14 protein-coding genes are annotated in these 16,002 nt (G+C 68.1%); 6 read left to right on the top strand and 8 right to left on the bottom strand.

What is annotated here, in order from left to right:
• Positions 1-228 precede the first annotated feature (228 nt).
• The 8 genes from ACGFNV_RS32940 to rpmH all read right to left on the bottom strand — a co-directional run bounded on the left by ACGFNV_RS32940 (position 229) and on the right by rpmH (position 6,197).
• Positions 229-1,329 (bottom strand): ParB/RepB/Spo0J family partition protein, encoded by a 1,101-nt coding sequence (locus ACGFNV_RS32940; RefSeq protein ID WP_393627519.1) that lies wholly within the window; start codon positions 1,327-1,329, stop codon positions 229-231.
• Positions 1,326-2,399: a ParA family protein gene (locus tag ACGFNV_RS32935; RefSeq protein WP_393627776.1), complete on the bottom strand. Its 1,074-nt coding sequence runs from the start codon at positions 2,397-2,399 to the stop codon at positions 1,326-1,328. The genes ACGFNV_RS32940 and ACGFNV_RS32935 overlap by 4 nt, the downstream gene beginning before the upstream one ends.
• Positions 2,400-2,664: 265 nt before the next feature.
• On the bottom strand, positions 2,665-3,381 hold the full coding sequence (gene rsmG, locus ACGFNV_RS32930; protein ID WP_393627517.1) for a 16S rRNA (guanine(527)-N(7))-methyltransferase RsmG: 717 nt from the start codon (positions 3,379-3,381) through the stop codon (positions 2,665-2,667).
• A gap of 118 nt (positions 3,382-3,499) precedes the next feature.
• Positions 3,500-4,012, bottom strand: a complete 513-nt coding sequence (locus ACGFNV_RS32925; protein WP_393627515.1) for a protein jag — start codon at positions 4,010-4,012, stop codon at positions 3,500-3,502.
• A gap of 15 nt (positions 4,013-4,027) precedes the next feature.
• Complete coding sequence (yidC, locus tag ACGFNV_RS32920; protein WP_393627513.1) at positions 4,028-5,314, bottom strand: membrane protein insertase YidC; 1,287 nt, start codon at positions 5,312-5,314, stop codon at positions 4,028-4,030.
• Positions 5,315-5,317: 3 nt separating this feature from the next.
• Positions 5,318-5,671: a membrane protein insertion efficiency factor YidD gene (gene yidD, locus ACGFNV_RS32915; RefSeq protein ID WP_133928030.1), complete on the bottom strand. Its 354-nt coding sequence runs from the start codon at positions 5,669-5,671 to the stop codon at positions 5,318-5,320.
• A complete protein-coding gene (gene rnpA / locus ACGFNV_RS32910; RefSeq protein WP_389428374.1) occupies positions 5,668-6,039 on the bottom strand; it encodes a ribonuclease P protein component in 372 nt (123 codons plus the stop codon). The genes yidD and rnpA overlap by 4 nt, the downstream gene beginning before the upstream one ends.
• Before the next feature lie 20 nt (positions 6,040-6,059).
• Positions 6,060-6,197: a 50S ribosomal protein L34 gene (rpmH, locus tag ACGFNV_RS32905; protein ID WP_005482975.1), complete on the bottom strand. Its 138-nt coding sequence runs from the start codon at positions 6,195-6,197 to the stop codon at positions 6,060-6,062.
• Between the two features lie 270 nt (positions 6,198-6,467).
• On the opposite strand from rpmH, the gene dnaA reads away from it, so the two are divergent.
• From dnaA to gyrB, 6 genes are all read left to right on the top strand, one after another.
• Positions 6,468-8,651, top strand: coding sequence for a chromosomal replication initiator protein DnaA (gene dnaA / locus ACGFNV_RS32900; protein ID WP_393627510.1), 2,184 nt, complete (start codon positions 6,468-6,470; stop codon positions 8,649-8,651).
• Positions 8,652-9,557: 906 nt separating this feature from the next.
• Positions 9,558-10,688 carry a DNA polymerase III subunit beta gene (gene dnaN / locus ACGFNV_RS32895; RefSeq protein WP_133928034.1) on the top strand — a complete coding sequence of 377 codons (1,131 nt, stop codon included), beginning with the start codon at positions 9,558-9,560 and terminating at the stop codon, positions 10,686-10,688.
• A gap of 178 nt (positions 10,689-10,866) precedes the next feature.
• Entirely contained in the window at positions 10,867-11,742 is an 876-nt protein-coding gene (gene gnd, locus ACGFNV_RS32890; RefSeq protein ID WP_393627508.1) for a phosphogluconate dehydrogenase (NAD(+)-dependent, decarboxylating), read from the top strand.
• A 70-nt stretch (positions 11,743-11,812) separates the two neighbouring features.
• Positions 11,813-12,934, top strand: a complete 1,122-nt coding sequence (gene recF / locus ACGFNV_RS32885; RefSeq protein ID WP_393627506.1) for a DNA replication/repair protein RecF — start codon at positions 11,813-11,815, stop codon at positions 12,932-12,934.
• On the top strand, positions 12,931-13,512 hold the full coding sequence (locus ACGFNV_RS32880) for a DUF721 domain-containing protein (RefSeq protein WP_393627504.1): 582 nt from the start codon (positions 12,931-12,933) through the stop codon (positions 13,510-13,512). The genes recF and ACGFNV_RS32880 overlap by 4 nt, the downstream gene beginning before the upstream one ends.
• A gap of 409 nt (positions 13,513-13,921) precedes the next feature.
• Positions 13,922-15,982, top strand: a complete 2,061-nt coding sequence (gyrB, locus tag ACGFNV_RS32875) for a DNA topoisomerase (ATP-hydrolyzing) subunit B (protein WP_393627502.1) — start codon at positions 13,922-13,924, stop codon at positions 15,980-15,982.
• Positions 15,983-16,002 lie beyond the last annotated feature (20 nt).

The raw sequence follows: 16,002 nt of genomic DNA, 5'->3' as shown, positions 1-16,002 counted from the left end.
CCCCAGCCCCAGTGCGGCGCTCACGAGTCCGGTCCGGCTCATCGTGGGCAAGGCTCCTGCCTCTCACTCGGAGATGCTGCCAGGTGGATGCGCCATACCTCACCGCATCGTATCGACGATGCGATTCCATCGACACCGCCTCCATGCAAAGAGCGGGCTGTCACCGGCGTGAACCGGACCCAGCCCGCTCTCAGGCCGACCGAGCGCAGATCCGGCCGACCATCGCTCTCAGTCCTCTGCGTCCTCGGAATCCCCGTCCAGGAGGCTCCTCTGGAGGACGGGTCCCTCACCGGGAGCAAGCGTGCTGAGGATTCGCTCAAGGTCATCCATGGACGCGAACTCGACGGTGATCTTGCCCTTCTTCTGGCCCAGGTCGACCTTCACCCGAGTCTCGAAGCGGTCCGAGAGACGTCCGGCAAGATCGGACAGCGCCGGTGAGACCCGGCCCCCCGCGCGCGGCCCCTTGGAGCGCTGAGCCTTCTGCGGCCGCGAACCCATGAGCGTCACGATCTCCTCGACCGCCCGCACCGAGAGCCCCTCGGCCACGATCCGGTGCGCGAGCCGGTCCTGCTCCTCCGAGTCGTCGACGGAGAGCAGTGCCCGCGCATGCCCCGCGGAGAGAACTCCAGCGGCTACCCGACGCTGAACGGCCGGCGACAGCTTCAGCAGGCGCAGGGTGTTGGAGACCTGCGGGCGGGAACGGCCGATGCGGTCGGCGAGCTGGTCGTGCGTGCAGTTGAAGTCCTGCAGCAACTGGTCGTAGGCGGCGGCCTCTTCCAGAGGGTTCAGCTGAGCCCGGTGCAGGTTCTCCAGGAGTGCGTCCAGAAGCAGCTTCTCGTCATCCGTGGCCCGCACGATCGCCGGGATCGCGTCGAGACCCGCCTCACGGCAGGCCCGCCAACGCCGCTCACCCATGATGAGCTCGTAGCGCCCGGAAGCCAGTTGCCGTACGACGACGGGCTGGAGGAGACCGACCTCCTTGATGGAGGTGATGAGCTCCTGGAGCGCGTCCTCGTCGAAGACCTCACGCGGCTGGCGCGGGTTCGGCGAGATGGAGTCGAGGGGGATCTCGGCGAAGTGGGCCCCCACGGGAGGCGCGGGCGTCTCCCCGGTGCCGTTGACCGACGCTTGCTCTGTTTCACGTGAAACAGGCGGCAGCGTGGCTACCTTTGCCGCGGCCACCCCCCGGTCACTCGCCAACACCGGGACAGCCGCGGGCGACGCTGAAGCAGCGCCCCCCACCGCGGTCGATGGCGGCGCCTTCTCGGTCGGGGCAGCAGGGATCAGTGCGCCAAGACCACGGCCCAACCCCCTCCGTCGCTCGCTCACTGGATCCCCTCCACCATGCTCGGGTCGCTCTGTGCGCCGATGTGGGCGTGCGTCGCGTCGTAACTGACGCCGACACCCTTCAACGCGATTTCTCGTGCCGCCTCAAGATAGGACAGGGCGCCACTCGATCCTGGATCGTATGTCAACACCGTCTGGCCATAGCTCGGCGCCTCGGAGATACGCACCGAGCGGGGAATGCTCGTCCGCAGAACCTCGTCGCCGAAGTGGCTGCGCACCTCGTCCGCGACCTGGGACGCGAGACGCGTCCGGCCGTCGTACATGGTGAGCAGGATGGTCGACACATGCAGTGTGGGGTTGAGGTGCCCCCGCACCAGGTCGACATTGCGGAGCAGTTGGCCCAGGCCCTCCAGTGCGTAGTACTCGCACTGGATCGGGATGAGGACCTCCTGGCCCGCCACCAACGCATTGACCGTCAGGAGGCCGAGCGAGGGCGGGCAGTCGATGAGAATGTAGTCCAGCGGCTGTTCGTAGGCCTGGATGGCTTTCTCCAGCCGGCTTTCCCGTGCCACCAGGGACACCAGCTCGATCTCCGCACCGGCGAGATCGATCGTGGCAGGGGCACAGAACAGACCCTCGACATCAGGGACCGGCTGGACGACCTCCGCGAGCGGCTTGCTGTCGATCAACACGTCGTAGATGGACGGAACATCGGCGTGATGATCGATGCCCAGGGCCGTGGAGGCGTTGCCCTGAGGGTCGAGGTCGATCACCAAGACACGGCCACCGTGCAGCGCCAGCGAGGCCGCAAGGTTGACGGTCGTTGTGGTCTTCCCCACCCCGCCCTTCTGGTTGGCGACCACGATGACACGCGTCTGCTCGGGCCGTGGCAGGCCCTCGCCGGCGCGGCCGAGAGCCTCGACCGCCAGTTGGGCAGCACGACCGATGGGAGTGTCGTCCATCGGGGGCGGTGTTTCACGTGAAACATCCTCCCCCATCGACTCGGTACGGGGACCGGGGACCGGATCGGTCATCGGTCCCGCGATGTTGGCGTCGGACCGCAAGGATTCACTCTCCTCGACTTCAGGCTCGCAATGAACAGAGCCTCCCATGTCTTCGGGGTCGTGAACCAGTGAGGCCTGGTGTTCTGTGGAGAAATCCACCTCTGTGGACAACTCCACACCCTCTCCGAGTGAACCGAGAGGCTTACGGTCGCGGGGTTCGGCCGCAGCGCGACCACGACTGATGATGCCGTGCAGCAGTGAGCGACGTTTCACGTGAAACACGATGCACAGCAGCAGTGGCCGATCCGGCTCGACACTCCGACATGGGTAGGTTTGGCAGCTTGTGTGGAGTACGGCTCGTCGTCAGGACGGATCAGCGACGGCGGCGCGTACGACCGGTACGAGCCGCCTTGGCCCTCTTCGCAGCGAAGCGCACACCGCCTGGGCTCTCACCGACCTCCACCCGGACCACGGTGGACAACGGGTCCACGACGCCCTCGCCGACCTGAAGGATCGACGTCTCGACCGCCCCGAGCTTGCTCAGCGCGGTGGCCGCGCTCTTCAGCTCCTCCTCCGCGGTGTCTCCCTTGAGGGCGAGCATCTCCCCGTAGGGCCTGAGAAGCGGAATGCCCCAGGTGGCCAACCGGTCCAGCGGGGCCACGGCGCGGGCCGTCACCACATGGACCGGTGTGAGCTTGCCCATGACCTCCTCGGCGCGACCGCGGACTACGGTCACATGGTCCAGGCCCAGCAGCTCGACCACCTCGGTCAGGAAGGTCGTGCGCCGCAGCAGCGGCTCCAGCAGCGTGATCTTCAGGTCCTCCCGCACCAGGGCGAGAGGGATACCGGGCAGCCCCGCCCCGGAACCGACGTCGCACACGGTCACCCCCTCGGGTACGACCTCGGAGAGCACAGCGCAGTTCAGCAGGTGCCTCTCCCACAGGCGAGGCACCTCTCGCGGGCCGATGAGCCCCCGCTGCACCCCGGCCTCGGCCAGGAGCTCGGCGTACCGGACCGCATCGGCGTAGCGATCGCCGAACACGTCACGCGCCTGCTCAGGCACAGGGGGGAGTTCCGCTGCCTCCGTCACGGGGACCGTCCTTCCGTACCGCATCGGCGCTTCGCGCACCGACCACCAGAACTACCAGGCTGACAAAATTCGGCCCCGTCTGGGAAACAGACGGGGCCGGAGGGATGTGCGTACCGAATCAGTTGGGGAGCACGACGACGAACCGCTGCGGCTCCTCGCCCTCGGACTCACTGCGCAGGCCCGCGTTCTTGACCGCGTCGTGCACGACCTTGCGCTCGAAGGGCGTCATCGGCCTCATCTTCACGGGCTCGCCGGTGCTCTTGGCCTCGGCCGCGGCCTTGGCACCCAGCTCGGAGAGCTCGGCACGCTTCTTGGCCCGATAGCCCGCGATGTCCAGCATCAGTCGGCTGCGGTCACCGGTCTCCCGGTGCACAGCCAGGCGCGTCAGTTCCTGGAGCGCCTCCAGCACCTCGCCGTCCCGGCCGACCAGCTTCTGCAGGTCGCGGCTGCCCGAGTCGCTGATGATCGACACAGAGGCGCGGTCGGCCTCGACGTCCATGTCGATGTCGCCGTCGAGATCGGCGATGTCCAGCAGACCCTCGAGGTAGTCCGCCGCGATCTCGCCCTCCTGCTCCAGGCGGGTCAGGGTGTCTGCACCCTCGGCGGCGGCGGAGGTGGTGCCTTCCGTCACGGGATGGGCTCCTTCTTACTTCTTGGACGGGGACTTGGGGCGCTGCGGGCCCTTGCGCTGCCCGGACTGGGCCTTGCTGCGACCGCCGGCGCCGGGCTTCGCATCGGCCTTCTTGGCGGCGGGCTTGGCGTCCTCCGGCTCGGACTTGGTCAGCGACGGCGGCGTCGACGGCTTCGGCTCGGTCTCGCCGGCCGCCTTCGCAGTGCCGGACTGGCGCTGCGACTTGGACTGCCGCTTGGGCTGCTGACGCTTGGCGGCGGTCGCGGTGGTCGTGGTCACCGTGCCGTCCTCGGTCTGGACGGCAGCCTGGCCCTCGCTCTTCACCACGGTGCCATCGGTCTGCGCCGCGAGCCCCGCCTTGCTCAGGCCGTTGATGAACTTGCGCTCGTGCTCGTTGCGGTCGCGGCCCTTGGTCACGATGGCCTTGACGATGGCCTTCTCACGCCGGTTGCGCGTCTTGCCGTGGGTGGTGACGTGCTTGGCGAGGCGCTCCAGGTACGCGGCCTGAGCCTTGGATCCCGGGGTCGGGTTGTTGCGGATGACGTACATCTGCTGGCCCATGGTCCACACGTTGGTGGTCAGCCAGTAGACGAGGACACCGACCGGGAAGTTGATTCCGAAGACGGCGAACATGACGGGGAAGACGTACATCAGCATCTTCTGCTGCTGCATGAACGGCGTCTTCACCGTGGTGTCGACGTTCTTCGTCATCAGCTGGCGCTGCGTGTAGAACTGCGACGCCGACATCAGGACGATCATGATCGCGGTGACGACCCGGACGTCGGTCAGCGAGGCGCCGAGCGACTCGACCTTCGAGGCGCTGTCGGTGAACTTCGCGGCCAGCGGAGCCCCGAAGATGTGCGCTTTCTGCGCGCTCTCCAGCAGGCTCTTGTTGATCACGCCGATGGTGTCGCCCGTCGCGATGCCGTTGAGCACGTGGTACAGGGCGAAGAAGAACGGGGACTGCGCCAGGATGGGAAGGCACGAGGAGAGCGGGTTGGTACCCGTCTCCTTGTACAGCTTCATCATCTCTTCGGACTGACGCGCCTTGTCGTTCTTGTAGCGCTCCTGGATCTTCTTCATCTCGGGCTGGAGCGTCTGCATGGCCCGCGTCGACTTGATCTGCTTCACGAAGAGCGGGATCAGGCAGATACGGATCAGGATCACCAGGGACACGATCGACAGGCCCCAGGCCCACCCGGTGTCGGGGCCGAAGATGGCGCCGTACACCGTGTGGAACTGGACGATGACCCAGGAGACAGGTGTCGTGATGAAGCTGAAGAGGCTGGCAATCGTGTCCACTAATCATGCTCCTTGGGCATGGGACGGTGTCTCTGCGGCCGGGCTCGAAGCACCATGCGCCTCGGTGGCCGTTTCGGCGGCGGAGGGCCCGCCCCTGCGTGCGCGCCAAGCGCCTCGCAGCATCTCGTGCCACCGTGGGCGCTTGCGCGGCGGGACATGGTCCACACCGCCCAGCGACCACGGATTGCATCGAAGGATGCGCCAGGCGGTCAGTGCCGTTCCCTTGATCGCGCCGTGCCGGTCGATGGCCGTGTAGCCGTAGTGGGAGCACGACGGGTAGTACTTGCAGACCGGCCCGAGCAGTGGACTGATCGTCCACTGGTAGAGCTTGATCAGAGCCAGCAGCGGGTACTTCATCGCGCGCCCCCTCCCAGTAGCCGCTGAAGGGCGGCATCCAGGTCTTGGGCCAGCTGTGCATGGTCGGCGTCACCCGCACCGGGCAGCGCTCGTACGACTACCAGGCTACCGGGGGGGAACAAGGCGACTCGGTCACGCATCAGGTGGCGTAGCCGGCGCTTCACGGTGTTGCGTACGACCGCTCCGCCCACGGCCTTGCTCACGACGAAACCCGCACGCGTCGGGGGAGCGCTCTCCCCAGGCGCGTGCGGGTCCGTGGCACCGCTACGAAGATGGACGACGAGGAGCGGGCGGCCTGCCCGGCGACCCCGTCGTACCGCGGTCGCGAAGTCTTCGCGCCGCCTCAGCCGATGCTCGGTAGGCAGCACGACGTCATGACCTGATCAGATCAGGCGGAAAGGCTGGCGCGACCCTTGCTGCGGCGGTTCGCGAGAATCGCGCGGCCGGCACGGGTACGCATCCGCAGGCGGAAGCCGTGGGTCTTCGCGCGACGACGGTTGTTCGGCTGGAAGGTGCGCTTGCTCACTCGGGGGCTCCAGAAAGAAATCGGTAGTGCGGGGTGCCGTCCTGGCTGTCACCGTGCGCCCACGAGTAGCTCTCGTTACGCCCGTGTGCACCGCTTTCCGATCACCTGACGCGATCTGTGCCCATCGGAGGCAGGCGGCAGCAGCCATCGACAACTCGACCTGGTTACGGTACGCGCGGCTACGCCATCCGGTCAAACCAGGGATCACGGAGAGACACTATCCACAGGCTGGGGACAACAACTTGAACCGCAGCCGCCGCCCTGACTACCGTGACTGGACTCCGATTCGTTCCCTTATCCCTGCCCCACCCGATTTACATCCCGACCCGTCCCACACCACACGTTCGTGGGACCTGCGAGAGAGCGTGCCCTGTGGCTGACGTACCTGCCGATCTTGCCGCAGTGTGGCCACGCGTACTGGAACAGCTTCTCGGTGAGGGTCGAGGCCAGGGCGTCGAGACGAAGGACGAGCACTGGATCCGGCGCTGTCAGCCGCTCGCGCTGGTCGCGGACACCGCGCTGCTCGCCGTACCGAACGAATTTGCGAAGGGCGTCCTCGAGGGCCGCCTCGCCCCGATCGTCAGCGAGAGCCTGAGCCGCGAGTGCGGCCGCCCGATCCGTATCGCGATCACCGTGGACGACTCCGCCGGCGATCCCCCGGCGCCGCCCGCCCGTCCCCAGCCGCGCTACGAGGGCCAGCCGAGGTACGACGAGCAGCCGCGCTACGACGACCAGCCGCGCTATGAAGACCAGCCGAGGTACGAAGACCAGCCGAGGTACGAGGAGACCGAGCTCCCCTCCGCCCCTTACGGCGGCTACGGTCGTCACCGCGCCGACGACCACGGACCGGGCCGCGGCGAACAGATGCCCGACGGCGAGCCCCAGCCCCCCGCGCGCGCGGACCAGCTCCCGACGGCCCGCCCGGCCTACCCCTCGGAGTACCAGCGCCCCGAGCCCGGCGCCTGGCCGCGCGCTTCGCAGGAGGAGTACGGCTGGCAGCAGCAGCGGCTCGGCTTCCCGGAGCGCGACCCGTACGCGTCCCCGTCGCAGGAGTCGTACGGCGGTCGCGGCCAGGACTCCTATGGCGGTCAGGGACATGACGCATACGGAGCCCCCACGCAGGACACGTACGGCCCGCCCGCGCAGGACTACCGCCCGAAGTCCATGGAGCGCCCGCCGTACGACCAGCAGCGCTCCGAGTACGAGCCGTCCCGCCCGGACTACGACTCGCCACGAGCCGACTACGACTCCTCCCGCGCGGGTCACGACCAGCGCGACGGCGGCCGCCGTGACCTGCCCGAGCCGCCGGTCGGTTCCGGGCACGTCCACCGCGGTGGCCCCGTCGGCTCCAACCTGCCCACCACCGGCGCGCCCGGCCCGCTGGCCGCGCAGCCCGCGCCGGCGACCGGGCCCGGTGAGCCGACCGCGCGCCTGAACCCCAAGTACCTCTTCGACACGTTCGTCATCGGCGCGTCGAACCGCTTCGCCCACGCGGCCGCGGTCGCCGTCGCCGAGGCGCCGGCGAAGGCGTACAACCCGCTCTTCATCTACGGGGAGTCCGGGCTGGGCAAGACGCACCTGTTGCACGCGATCGGACACTACGCGCGGAGCCTCTACCCGGGCACGCGCGTGCGGTACGTGAGCTCGGAGGAGTTCACCAACGAGTTCATCAACTCCATCCGCGACGGCAAGGGCGACAGCTTCCGCAAGCGCTACCGCGAGATGGACATCCTGCTCGTCGACGACATCCAGTTCCTGGCGGACAAGGAGTCGACGCAGGAGGAGTTCTTCCACACCTTCAACACGCTCCACAACGCCAACAAGCAGATCGTCCTCAGCAGTGACCGGCCGCCCAAGCAGCTGGTGACGCTGGAGGACCGGCTGCGGAACCGTTTCGAGTGGGGCCTGATCACCGACGTGCAGCCGCCCGAGCTGGAGACGCGCATCGCGATCCTGCGCAAGAAGGCGGTCCAGGAGCAGCTCAACGCCCCCCCGGAGGTGCTGGAGTTCATCGCCTCGCGGATCTCGCGCAACATCCGCGAGCTGGAGGGCGCGCTGATCCGGGTGACGGCGTTCGCGTCGCTCAACCGGCAGCCGGTGGACCTCGGTCTGACGGAGATCGTCCTCAAGGACCTCATCCCCGGCGGCGAGGACTCGGCCCCCGAGATCACCTCGACGGCCATCATGAGCGCGACCGCCGACTACTTCGGTCTCACGGTCGAGGACCTGTGCGGGACCTCGCGCGGGCGGGCCCTGGTCACCGCCCGCCAGATCGCCATGTACCTGTGCCGTGAGCTCACGGACCTGTCGTTGCCCAAGATCGGTGCGCTGTTCGGCGGCCGCGACCACACGACGGTCATGCACGCCGACCGCAAGATCCGCAATCTGATGGCCGAGCGGCGTTCCATCTACAACCAGGTCACCGAGCTCACCAACCGCATCAAGGCCGGCTGACCGCAGCCGCCGCGAGCCGCTGAGGGCGCCCCCGGGAGGACATCCCGGGGGCGCCCTTCGTCGTCCCGGGCCGCTCCGGGCGCTCGCTGAGCCGAGCCGCCCCTCGTCATGGCGCGGACAGCCACTGTTCGAATAGCTGCCGGGTTACGGCCACTCTCCACAGATTCGGTGACTTTTTCCCGTCCACACCCTGGGGACTGCGAAGTTGTCCATACGGTGTCCACAGGGCGTCCTGTCGAAGGGCCATAGGGCCAGGTCAAGTGGTTGTGGATTCGTGGACGAAGGATCTCCACAGGCTGTGGACGAAGAGATGATCCACAAGCTGTGCACCAAGTTGTCCACGGGCAACCCACAGGCTGGGGGCAGTTGTCCCCAGCGATCGGCCGCTTCTCCACATGCCTGTCCACTGTTCGGCAACGCGACGCACCTGCTCACCGTGTCGAGTGAAAGGCGTCACACAAAGCTGCCGGGTTGGCCTGTGGGAAAGGTGGGTAAAGCTGGGGACGGCGCTGGGGAGAACTCGCCTCAACCTGTGCATGGGGTGTGCAGAACTTTCTGTTCTCCACAGACACCCCGGGTTGTCCACCGCCTCCACCCACAGGGCCCGTGGACAAAATTTCCGCTCTGAGCTGGGAAAACATAGTTATCCACGGTATCCACAGCCCCTACTACTACTCCCAACTAGAGAGAGCTGGGAATCCGTTTCGAAGTGGGTCCTGTGCACAACTCGCTCTTCGGCGCCCGGCTGCCCCTCGTCACGACTTGACCCCGAGAGGCACCTACTGTCAGTGCGGTGCGTCAGACTGTTCCCCGGTGTCCTTCCCACCACGGGAACCGGCGACACCGAGACAGACGACGAAGGCCAGGCAGAGCGAGAAGCGCCGGCAACAGCAGGAGGCGGCAACAGTGAAGATCCGGGTGGAACGCGACGTACTCGCGGAGGCAGTTGCCTGGGCGGCGCGCAGCCTCCCGGCCCGTCCGCCGGCGCCTGTCCTCGCCGGCCTGCTGCTGAAGGCCGAGGACGGCCAGCTGAGCCTGTCCAGCTTCGACTACGAGGTCTCCGCGCGGGTGTCGGTGGAGACCGAGGTCGAGGAGGAGGGCACCGTCCTCGTCTCCGGCCGTCTGCTGGCCGACATCTGCCGCGCCCTTCCCAACCGCCCGGTGGAGATTTCCACAGACGGTGTACGGGCGACCGTGGTCTGCGGCTCCTCGCGGTTCACACTCCACACCCTGCCTGTGGAGGAGTACCCGGCGCTGCCTCAGATGCCGAACGCCACGGGCACGGTCCCCGGCGAGGTCTTCGCCTCCGCCGTGCAGCAGGTCGCCATCGCCGCCGGCCGTGACGACACCCTGCCCGTCCTGACCGGTGTGCGCATCGAGATCGAGGGCGACACCGTCACGCTGGCCTCCACCGACCGCTACCGCTTCGCGGTCCGCGAGTTCCTGTGGAAGCCGGAGAACCCGGAGGTCTCCGCGGTCGCCCTGGTGCCCGCCAAGACCCTCCAGGACACCGCCAAGGCGCTCACCAACGGCGACAGCGTGATCCTGGCGCTGTCCGGCTCGGGCTCGGGCGAGGGCCTCATCGGCTTCGAGGGCGCCGGACGTCGTACGACGACGCGTCTTCTGGAGGGCGACCTCCCGAAGTACCGGACGCTGTTCCCGACCGAGTTCAACTCCGTCGCGGTGATCGAGACCGCCCCCTTCGTGGAGGCCGTCAAGCGTGTGGCCCTGGTCGCCGAGCGGAACACCCCGGTGCGGCTCAGCTTCGAGCAGGGCGTGCTGATCCTGGAGGCCGGCTCCAGCGACGACGCACAGGCTGTGGAAAGGGTCGACGCCCAGCTGGAGGGCGACGACATCTCCATCGCCTTCAACCCGACCTTCCTGCTGGACGGCCTGAGCGCCATCGACTCCCCGGTGGCCCAGCTGTCCTTCACGACGTCCACTAAGCCCGCGCTGCTCAGCGGCAAGCCGGCGGTGGACGCGGAGGCGGACGAGGCTTACAAGTACCTGATCATGCCGGTGCGGCTGAGCGGCTGACCGGCTGAGTGAGTCCGTCGGAGAACCCGCAGGTCGGGGCATACGTCTGAGCGCGTATGCCCACAGATGTGAGCGAGCGTCCGGGTCTAGGCTCGGACGCGGGTACGAAAGCGCCGCGGCACCCGCCGCGGATGTCCGTGCCCTCACGCCACGTCGAAGAACCTAAGGAACACAACTGATGGAGCTCGGTCTCGTCGGCCTCGGCAAGATGGGCGGCAACATGCGCGAGCGGATCCGCCGCGCGGGCCACACCGTCGTCGGATACGACCGCAACCCGGAACTCGCGGATGTCCACAGCCTGCAAGAGCTTGTGGACAGCCTCACGGGGCCGCGCGTCGTGTGGGTGATGGTCCCGGCAGGCGCCGCCACCCAGTCGACCATCGACGAGCTCGCCGAGCTCCTCGAACCCGGTGACGTCGTCGTGGACGGCGGCAACTCCCGCTGGACCGACGACGAGAAGCACGCCGAGGAACTGGCCGCCAAGGGCATAGGCTTCGTCGACTGCGGCGTCTCCGGCGGCGTCTGGGGCCTGGAGAACGGGTACGCGCTGATGTACGGCGGCGACGCGGAGAACGTCGCCAAGGCGCAGCCGATCTTCGACGCCCTCAAGCCGAAGGGCGACCTCGGCGCGGTGCACGCCGGAAAGGTCGGCGCGGGCCACTTCGCGAAGATGGTCCACAACGGCATCGAGTACGCCATGATGCAGGCCTACGCCGAGGGCTGGGAGCTCCTGGAGAAGGTCGACTCCGTCACGGACGTGCGCGAGGTCTTCCGCTCCTGGCAGGACGGCACCGTCATCCGCTCCTGGCTGCTCGACCTCGCGGTCAACGCCCTCGACGAGGACGAGCACCTGGACAAGCTGAAGGGTTTTGCACAGGACTCCGGCGAGGGACGCTGGACTGTGGAAGCCGCCATAGACCACGCGGTTCCGCTGCCGGCGATCACCGCGTCGCTGTTCGCCCGGTTCGCGTCCCGCCAGGACGACTCGCCGCAGATGAAGATGATCGCCGCGCTGCGGAACCAGTTCGGCGGACACGCGGTCGAGAAGAAGTAAGCCGGTACGTCGACGAGACGTCACCCGGCAATCCGTACCCGAGCACTGTGGGGGAGGTCGGCACCCGACCATGCACGTCACGCACCTGTCGCTGGCCGACTTCCGCTCGTACGCCCGGGTCGAGGTCCCGCTCGACCCGGGCGTCACCGCCTTCGTCGGCCCCAACGGACAGGGCAAGACGAACCTGGTCGAGGCCGTCGGCTATCTCGCCACCCTCGGCAGCCACCGCGTCGCCTCCGACGCCCCCCTGGTCCGCATGGGCGCCGACCGCGCGGTCGTCCGCGCGCAGGTCCGCCAGGGCGAGCGGCAGCAGCTCATCGAGCTGGAGCTGAACCCCGGCAAGGCCAACCGCGCCCGTATCAACAGGTCCTCGCAGGTCAGGCCTCGTGATGTGCTGGGGATCGTGCGGACCGTGCTCTTCGCGCCCGAGGACCTCGCCCTGGTCAAGGGCGACCCCGGAGAGCGGCGCCGCTTCCTGGACGAGCTGATCACCGCCCGCTCCCCGCGGATGGCGGGCGTGCGTTCCGACTACGAGCGGGTGCTCAAGCAGCGCAACACCCTCCTGAAGTCGGCCGCGCTGGCCCGTCGGCACGGTGGCCGCTCCATGGATCTGTCCACCCTCGACGTCTGGGACCAGCACCTCGCGCGCGTGGGCGCCGAACTGCTCGCGCAGCGCCTCGACCTGATCGCCGCGATCCAGCCGCTGGCCGACAAGGCCTACGAGCAGCTGGCGCCCGGCGGCGGCCCCGTTGCCCTGGAGTACAAGCCGTCCGCGCCCGGCGAGGCCCACACGCGTGAGGACCTCTACGCCCAGCTCATCGCGGCGCTCGCCGACGTCCGCAAGCAGGAGATCGAGCGGGGCGTCACCCTCGCAGGGCCGCATCGGGACGATTTGCTTCTCAAACTCGGTCAGTTGCCGGCCAAGGGGTACGCCTCCCACGGCGAGTCCTGGTCCTACGCGCTGGCACTGCGGCTGGCCTCGTACGACCTGATGCGGGCCGAGGGCAACGAGCCCGTGCTGATCCTCGACGACGTCTTCGCCGAGCTGGACGCCCGGCGTCGGGAGCGGCTGGCGGAGCTGGTCGCCCCCGGTGAGCAGGTGCTGGTGACGGCCGCGGTCGACGACGACGTACCGCATGTGCTGGCGGGGGCGCGGTACGCCGTGGCCGACGGGACGGTGGAGCGCGTATGAGCTCCGACGAACCGGCCCCGAAGGCCGCCCGGACCCCCAACAGCCCCGGCCTCTCCGGCACCGATCCTTCCGGAACCGAACCCTCCGGCGTCGACCTCGCGCGTGTGGCGCTGCGCGCGGCCCGGGAGCAGGCACGCGCGCGTGGGGACGCGGCGCAGCAGCGGAAGCAGGCGCGGCGCGGGGGCGGCCTGCGCTCCGGCGCGCGCGCCGACGGCCGAGACCCCATGGCGCTCGGTGCCGCGATCAACCGGCTGCTCACCGAGCGCGGCTGGGAGGCCCCGGCCGCGGTGGGCGGTGTCATGGGCCGCTGGCCGGAGATCGTCGGCGAGGACGTCGCCAAGCACTGCGTACCGGAGCGGTACGACGAGGACGAGCGGGTCCTGGTGGTGCGCTGCGACTCCACGGCCTGGGCGACGAACTTGCGCCTGCTGGCCCCGACGCTCGTCGCCCGCCTGAACGAGGACCTGGGTCACGGCGCGGTGAAGCAGATCAAGGTCCTCGGACCCGGGGGCCCCGCCCGCCGCTACGGCCCCCTGCGCGCCCCAGGAAGCACGGGCCCCGGCGACACCTACGGGTGAACTCTGTCACATTGTCGCCGACGTGAAAGCGGCGTCGGCGCCTTTGTCATGCCACCGCGACGGGTCCGCGGCACCCTCGCACGCAGGTACGGAAAGCGACCTGACCCGGGGGTAGCAACGGGTTGGCACCCGGAAGCGCTGAGTGCCGCTGTGAGCCTCTTGGAGCCCCCATCCACATATCGGGACCCGTCCGAGACCGGTTGAGGGCGGCACATCAGGACTCAGGTACCGGCAAACCCCCATCACTGTCGGCGCTACCGGTAGACTGGAAGGCAATCCCGCCCCAAACGTGGGGACCGTCCGGGAAAAGCTGAGCAACGCTGATCAAGGCTGACCAACGCAACATGCCGCAGCCGCTCCGGCAACCCGCCGACGAGCCCGGCTCGTGCTGTGCCAGAAAGGGCGCTTCGTGGCCGATTCCGGCAACCCCAACGAGAACATCCCGTCCACCGACGCCGGCGCCAACGGCGCGGTGACCCCGTCGAACAGCGAGGTCACCGCCTCGTACGACGCCAGCGCCATCACCGTCCTCGAGGGTCTGGACGCGGTCCGCAAGCGACCCGGTATGTACATCGGTTCCACCGGTGAGCGCGGCCTGCACCACCTCGTGTACGAGGTCGTCGACAACTCCGTCGACGAGGCCCTGGCCGGGCACGCGGACACGATCGAGGTGACGATCCTCGCCGACGGCGGCGTCCGCGTCGTCGACAACGGCCGTGGCATCCCGGTGGGCATCGTCGCGTCCGAGGGCAAGCCGGCCCTCGAGGTAGTGCTGACCGTGCTCCACGCGGGCGGCAAGTTCGGTGGCGGCGGCTACGCGGTCTCCGGTGGTCTGCACGGCGTCGGCGTCTCGGTGGTGAACGCCCTTTCCAGCAAGGTCTCCGTCGAGGTCCGGACCGACGGTCACCGCTGGACGCAGGACTACAAGATGGGCGTCCCGACCGCCCCGCTCGCCAAGCACGAGGCCATCGAGGAGACCGGCACCTCGGTCACCTTCTGGGCCGACGGCGACATCTTCGAGACCACCGACTACTCCTTCGAGACGCTCTCGCGGCGCTTCCAGGAGATGGCGTTCCTCAACAAGGGTTTGACGATCAAACTCACTGACGAGCGCGAGTCGGCGAAGGCCGTGACCGGTGCCGACGAGGCGGGCGCGGACACGAAGGACGAGGTCAAGACCGTCACGTACCACTACGAAGGCGGCATCGTCGACTTCGTGAAGTACCTCAACTCCCGCAAGGGAGAGGCGGTGCACCCCTCCGTCATCGACCTGGAGGCCGAGGACAAGGACCGCAGCCTGTCCCTCGAGGTCGCGATGCAGTGGAACGGCGGCTACACCGAGGGCGTCTACTCCTTCGCCAACATCATCCACACGCACGAGGGCGGTACGCACGAAGAGGGCTTCCGCTCGGCGCTGACGAACCTGATCAACAAGTACGCGCGCGACAAGAAGCTGCTGCGGGAGAAGGACGACAACCTCACGGGTGACGACATCCGCGAGGGTCTGACCGCGATCATCTCGGTCAAGCTGAGCGAGCCCCAGTTCGAGGGCCAGACGAAGACCAAGCTGGGCAACACGGAGGCCAAGACCTTCGTGCAGAAGGCGGTCTACGAGCACCTCAACGACTGGCTGGACCGCAACCCGGTCGAGGCGGCGGACATCGTCCGCAAGGGCATCCAGGCGGCCACCGCGCGCGTGGCGGCCCGCAAGGCCCGGGACCTGACGCGACGCAAGGGCCTGCTGGAGTCGGCGTCCCTGCCGGGCAAGCTCTCCGACTGCCAGTCGAACGACCCCATCAAGTGCGAGATCTTCATCGTCGAGGGTGACTCCGCCGGCGGTTCCGCCAAGTCCGGCCGCAACCCGGAGTACCAGGCGATCCTCCCGATCCGCGGCAAGATCCTGAACGTCGAGAAGGCCAGGATCGACAAGATCCTGCAGAACCAGGAGATCCAGGCGCTGATCTCCGCCTTCGGTACCGGAGTCCACGAGGACTTCGACATCGAGAAGCTCCGCTATCACAAGATCATCCTGATGGCGGACGCCGACGTCGACGGTCAGCACATCAGCACCCTGCTGCTGACCTTCCTGTTTCGCTTCATGCGCCCGCTGGTCGAGGCCGGTCACGTGTACCTGTCCCGTCCCCCGCTGTACAAGATCAAGTGGGGCCGGGACGACATCGAGTACGCGTACTCGGACCGCGAGCGCGACGCACTGATCGAGATGGGCCGCCAGCGCGGCAAGCGCATCCGCGAGGACTCGATCCAGCGCTTCAAGGGTCTCGGCGAGATGAACGCCGAGGAGCTGCGCGTGACCACGATGGACCAGGAGCACCGGGTCCTCGGCCAGGTCACCCTCGACGACGCCGCCCAGGCCGACGACCTGTTCTCGGTCCTGATGGGCGAGGACGTCGAAGCCCGCCGCGCGTTCATCCAGCGCAACGCCAAGGACGTCCGCTTCCTCGACATCTGAGTCGGTCTCAGCTGACCGCA

It is taken from the genome of Streptomyces sp. NPDC048751 (assembly GCF_043198595.1).
Taxonomy (GTDB): Bacteria; Actinomycetota; Actinomycetes; order Streptomycetales; family Streptomycetaceae; genus Streptomyces.
The sequence above is the reverse complement of the archived record's forward strand: the minus strand, read 5'-3'. Positions and strand labels throughout refer to the sequence as shown.

Coding starts and splice junctions, on each gene's coding strand:
- ACGFNV_RS32935 (WP_393627776.1), bottom strand. CDS start 2,399: ATGGGAGGCTCTGTTCATTGCGAGCCTGAAGTCGAGGAGAGTGAATCC.
- yidD (WP_133928030.1), bottom strand. CDS start 5,671: ATGAAGTACCCGCTGCTGGCTCTGATCAAGCTCTACCAGTGGACGATC.
- gnd (WP_393627508.1), top strand. CDS start 10,867: ATGGAGCTCGGTCTCGTCGGCCTCGGCAAGATGGGCGGCAACATGCGC.
- recF (WP_393627506.1), top strand. CDS start 11,813: ATGCACGTCACGCACCTGTCGCTGGCCGACTTCCGCTCGTACGCCCGG.
- ACGFNV_RS32880 (WP_393627504.1), top strand. CDS start 12,931: ATGAGCTCCGACGAACCGGCCCCGAAGGCCGCCCGGACCCCCAACAGC.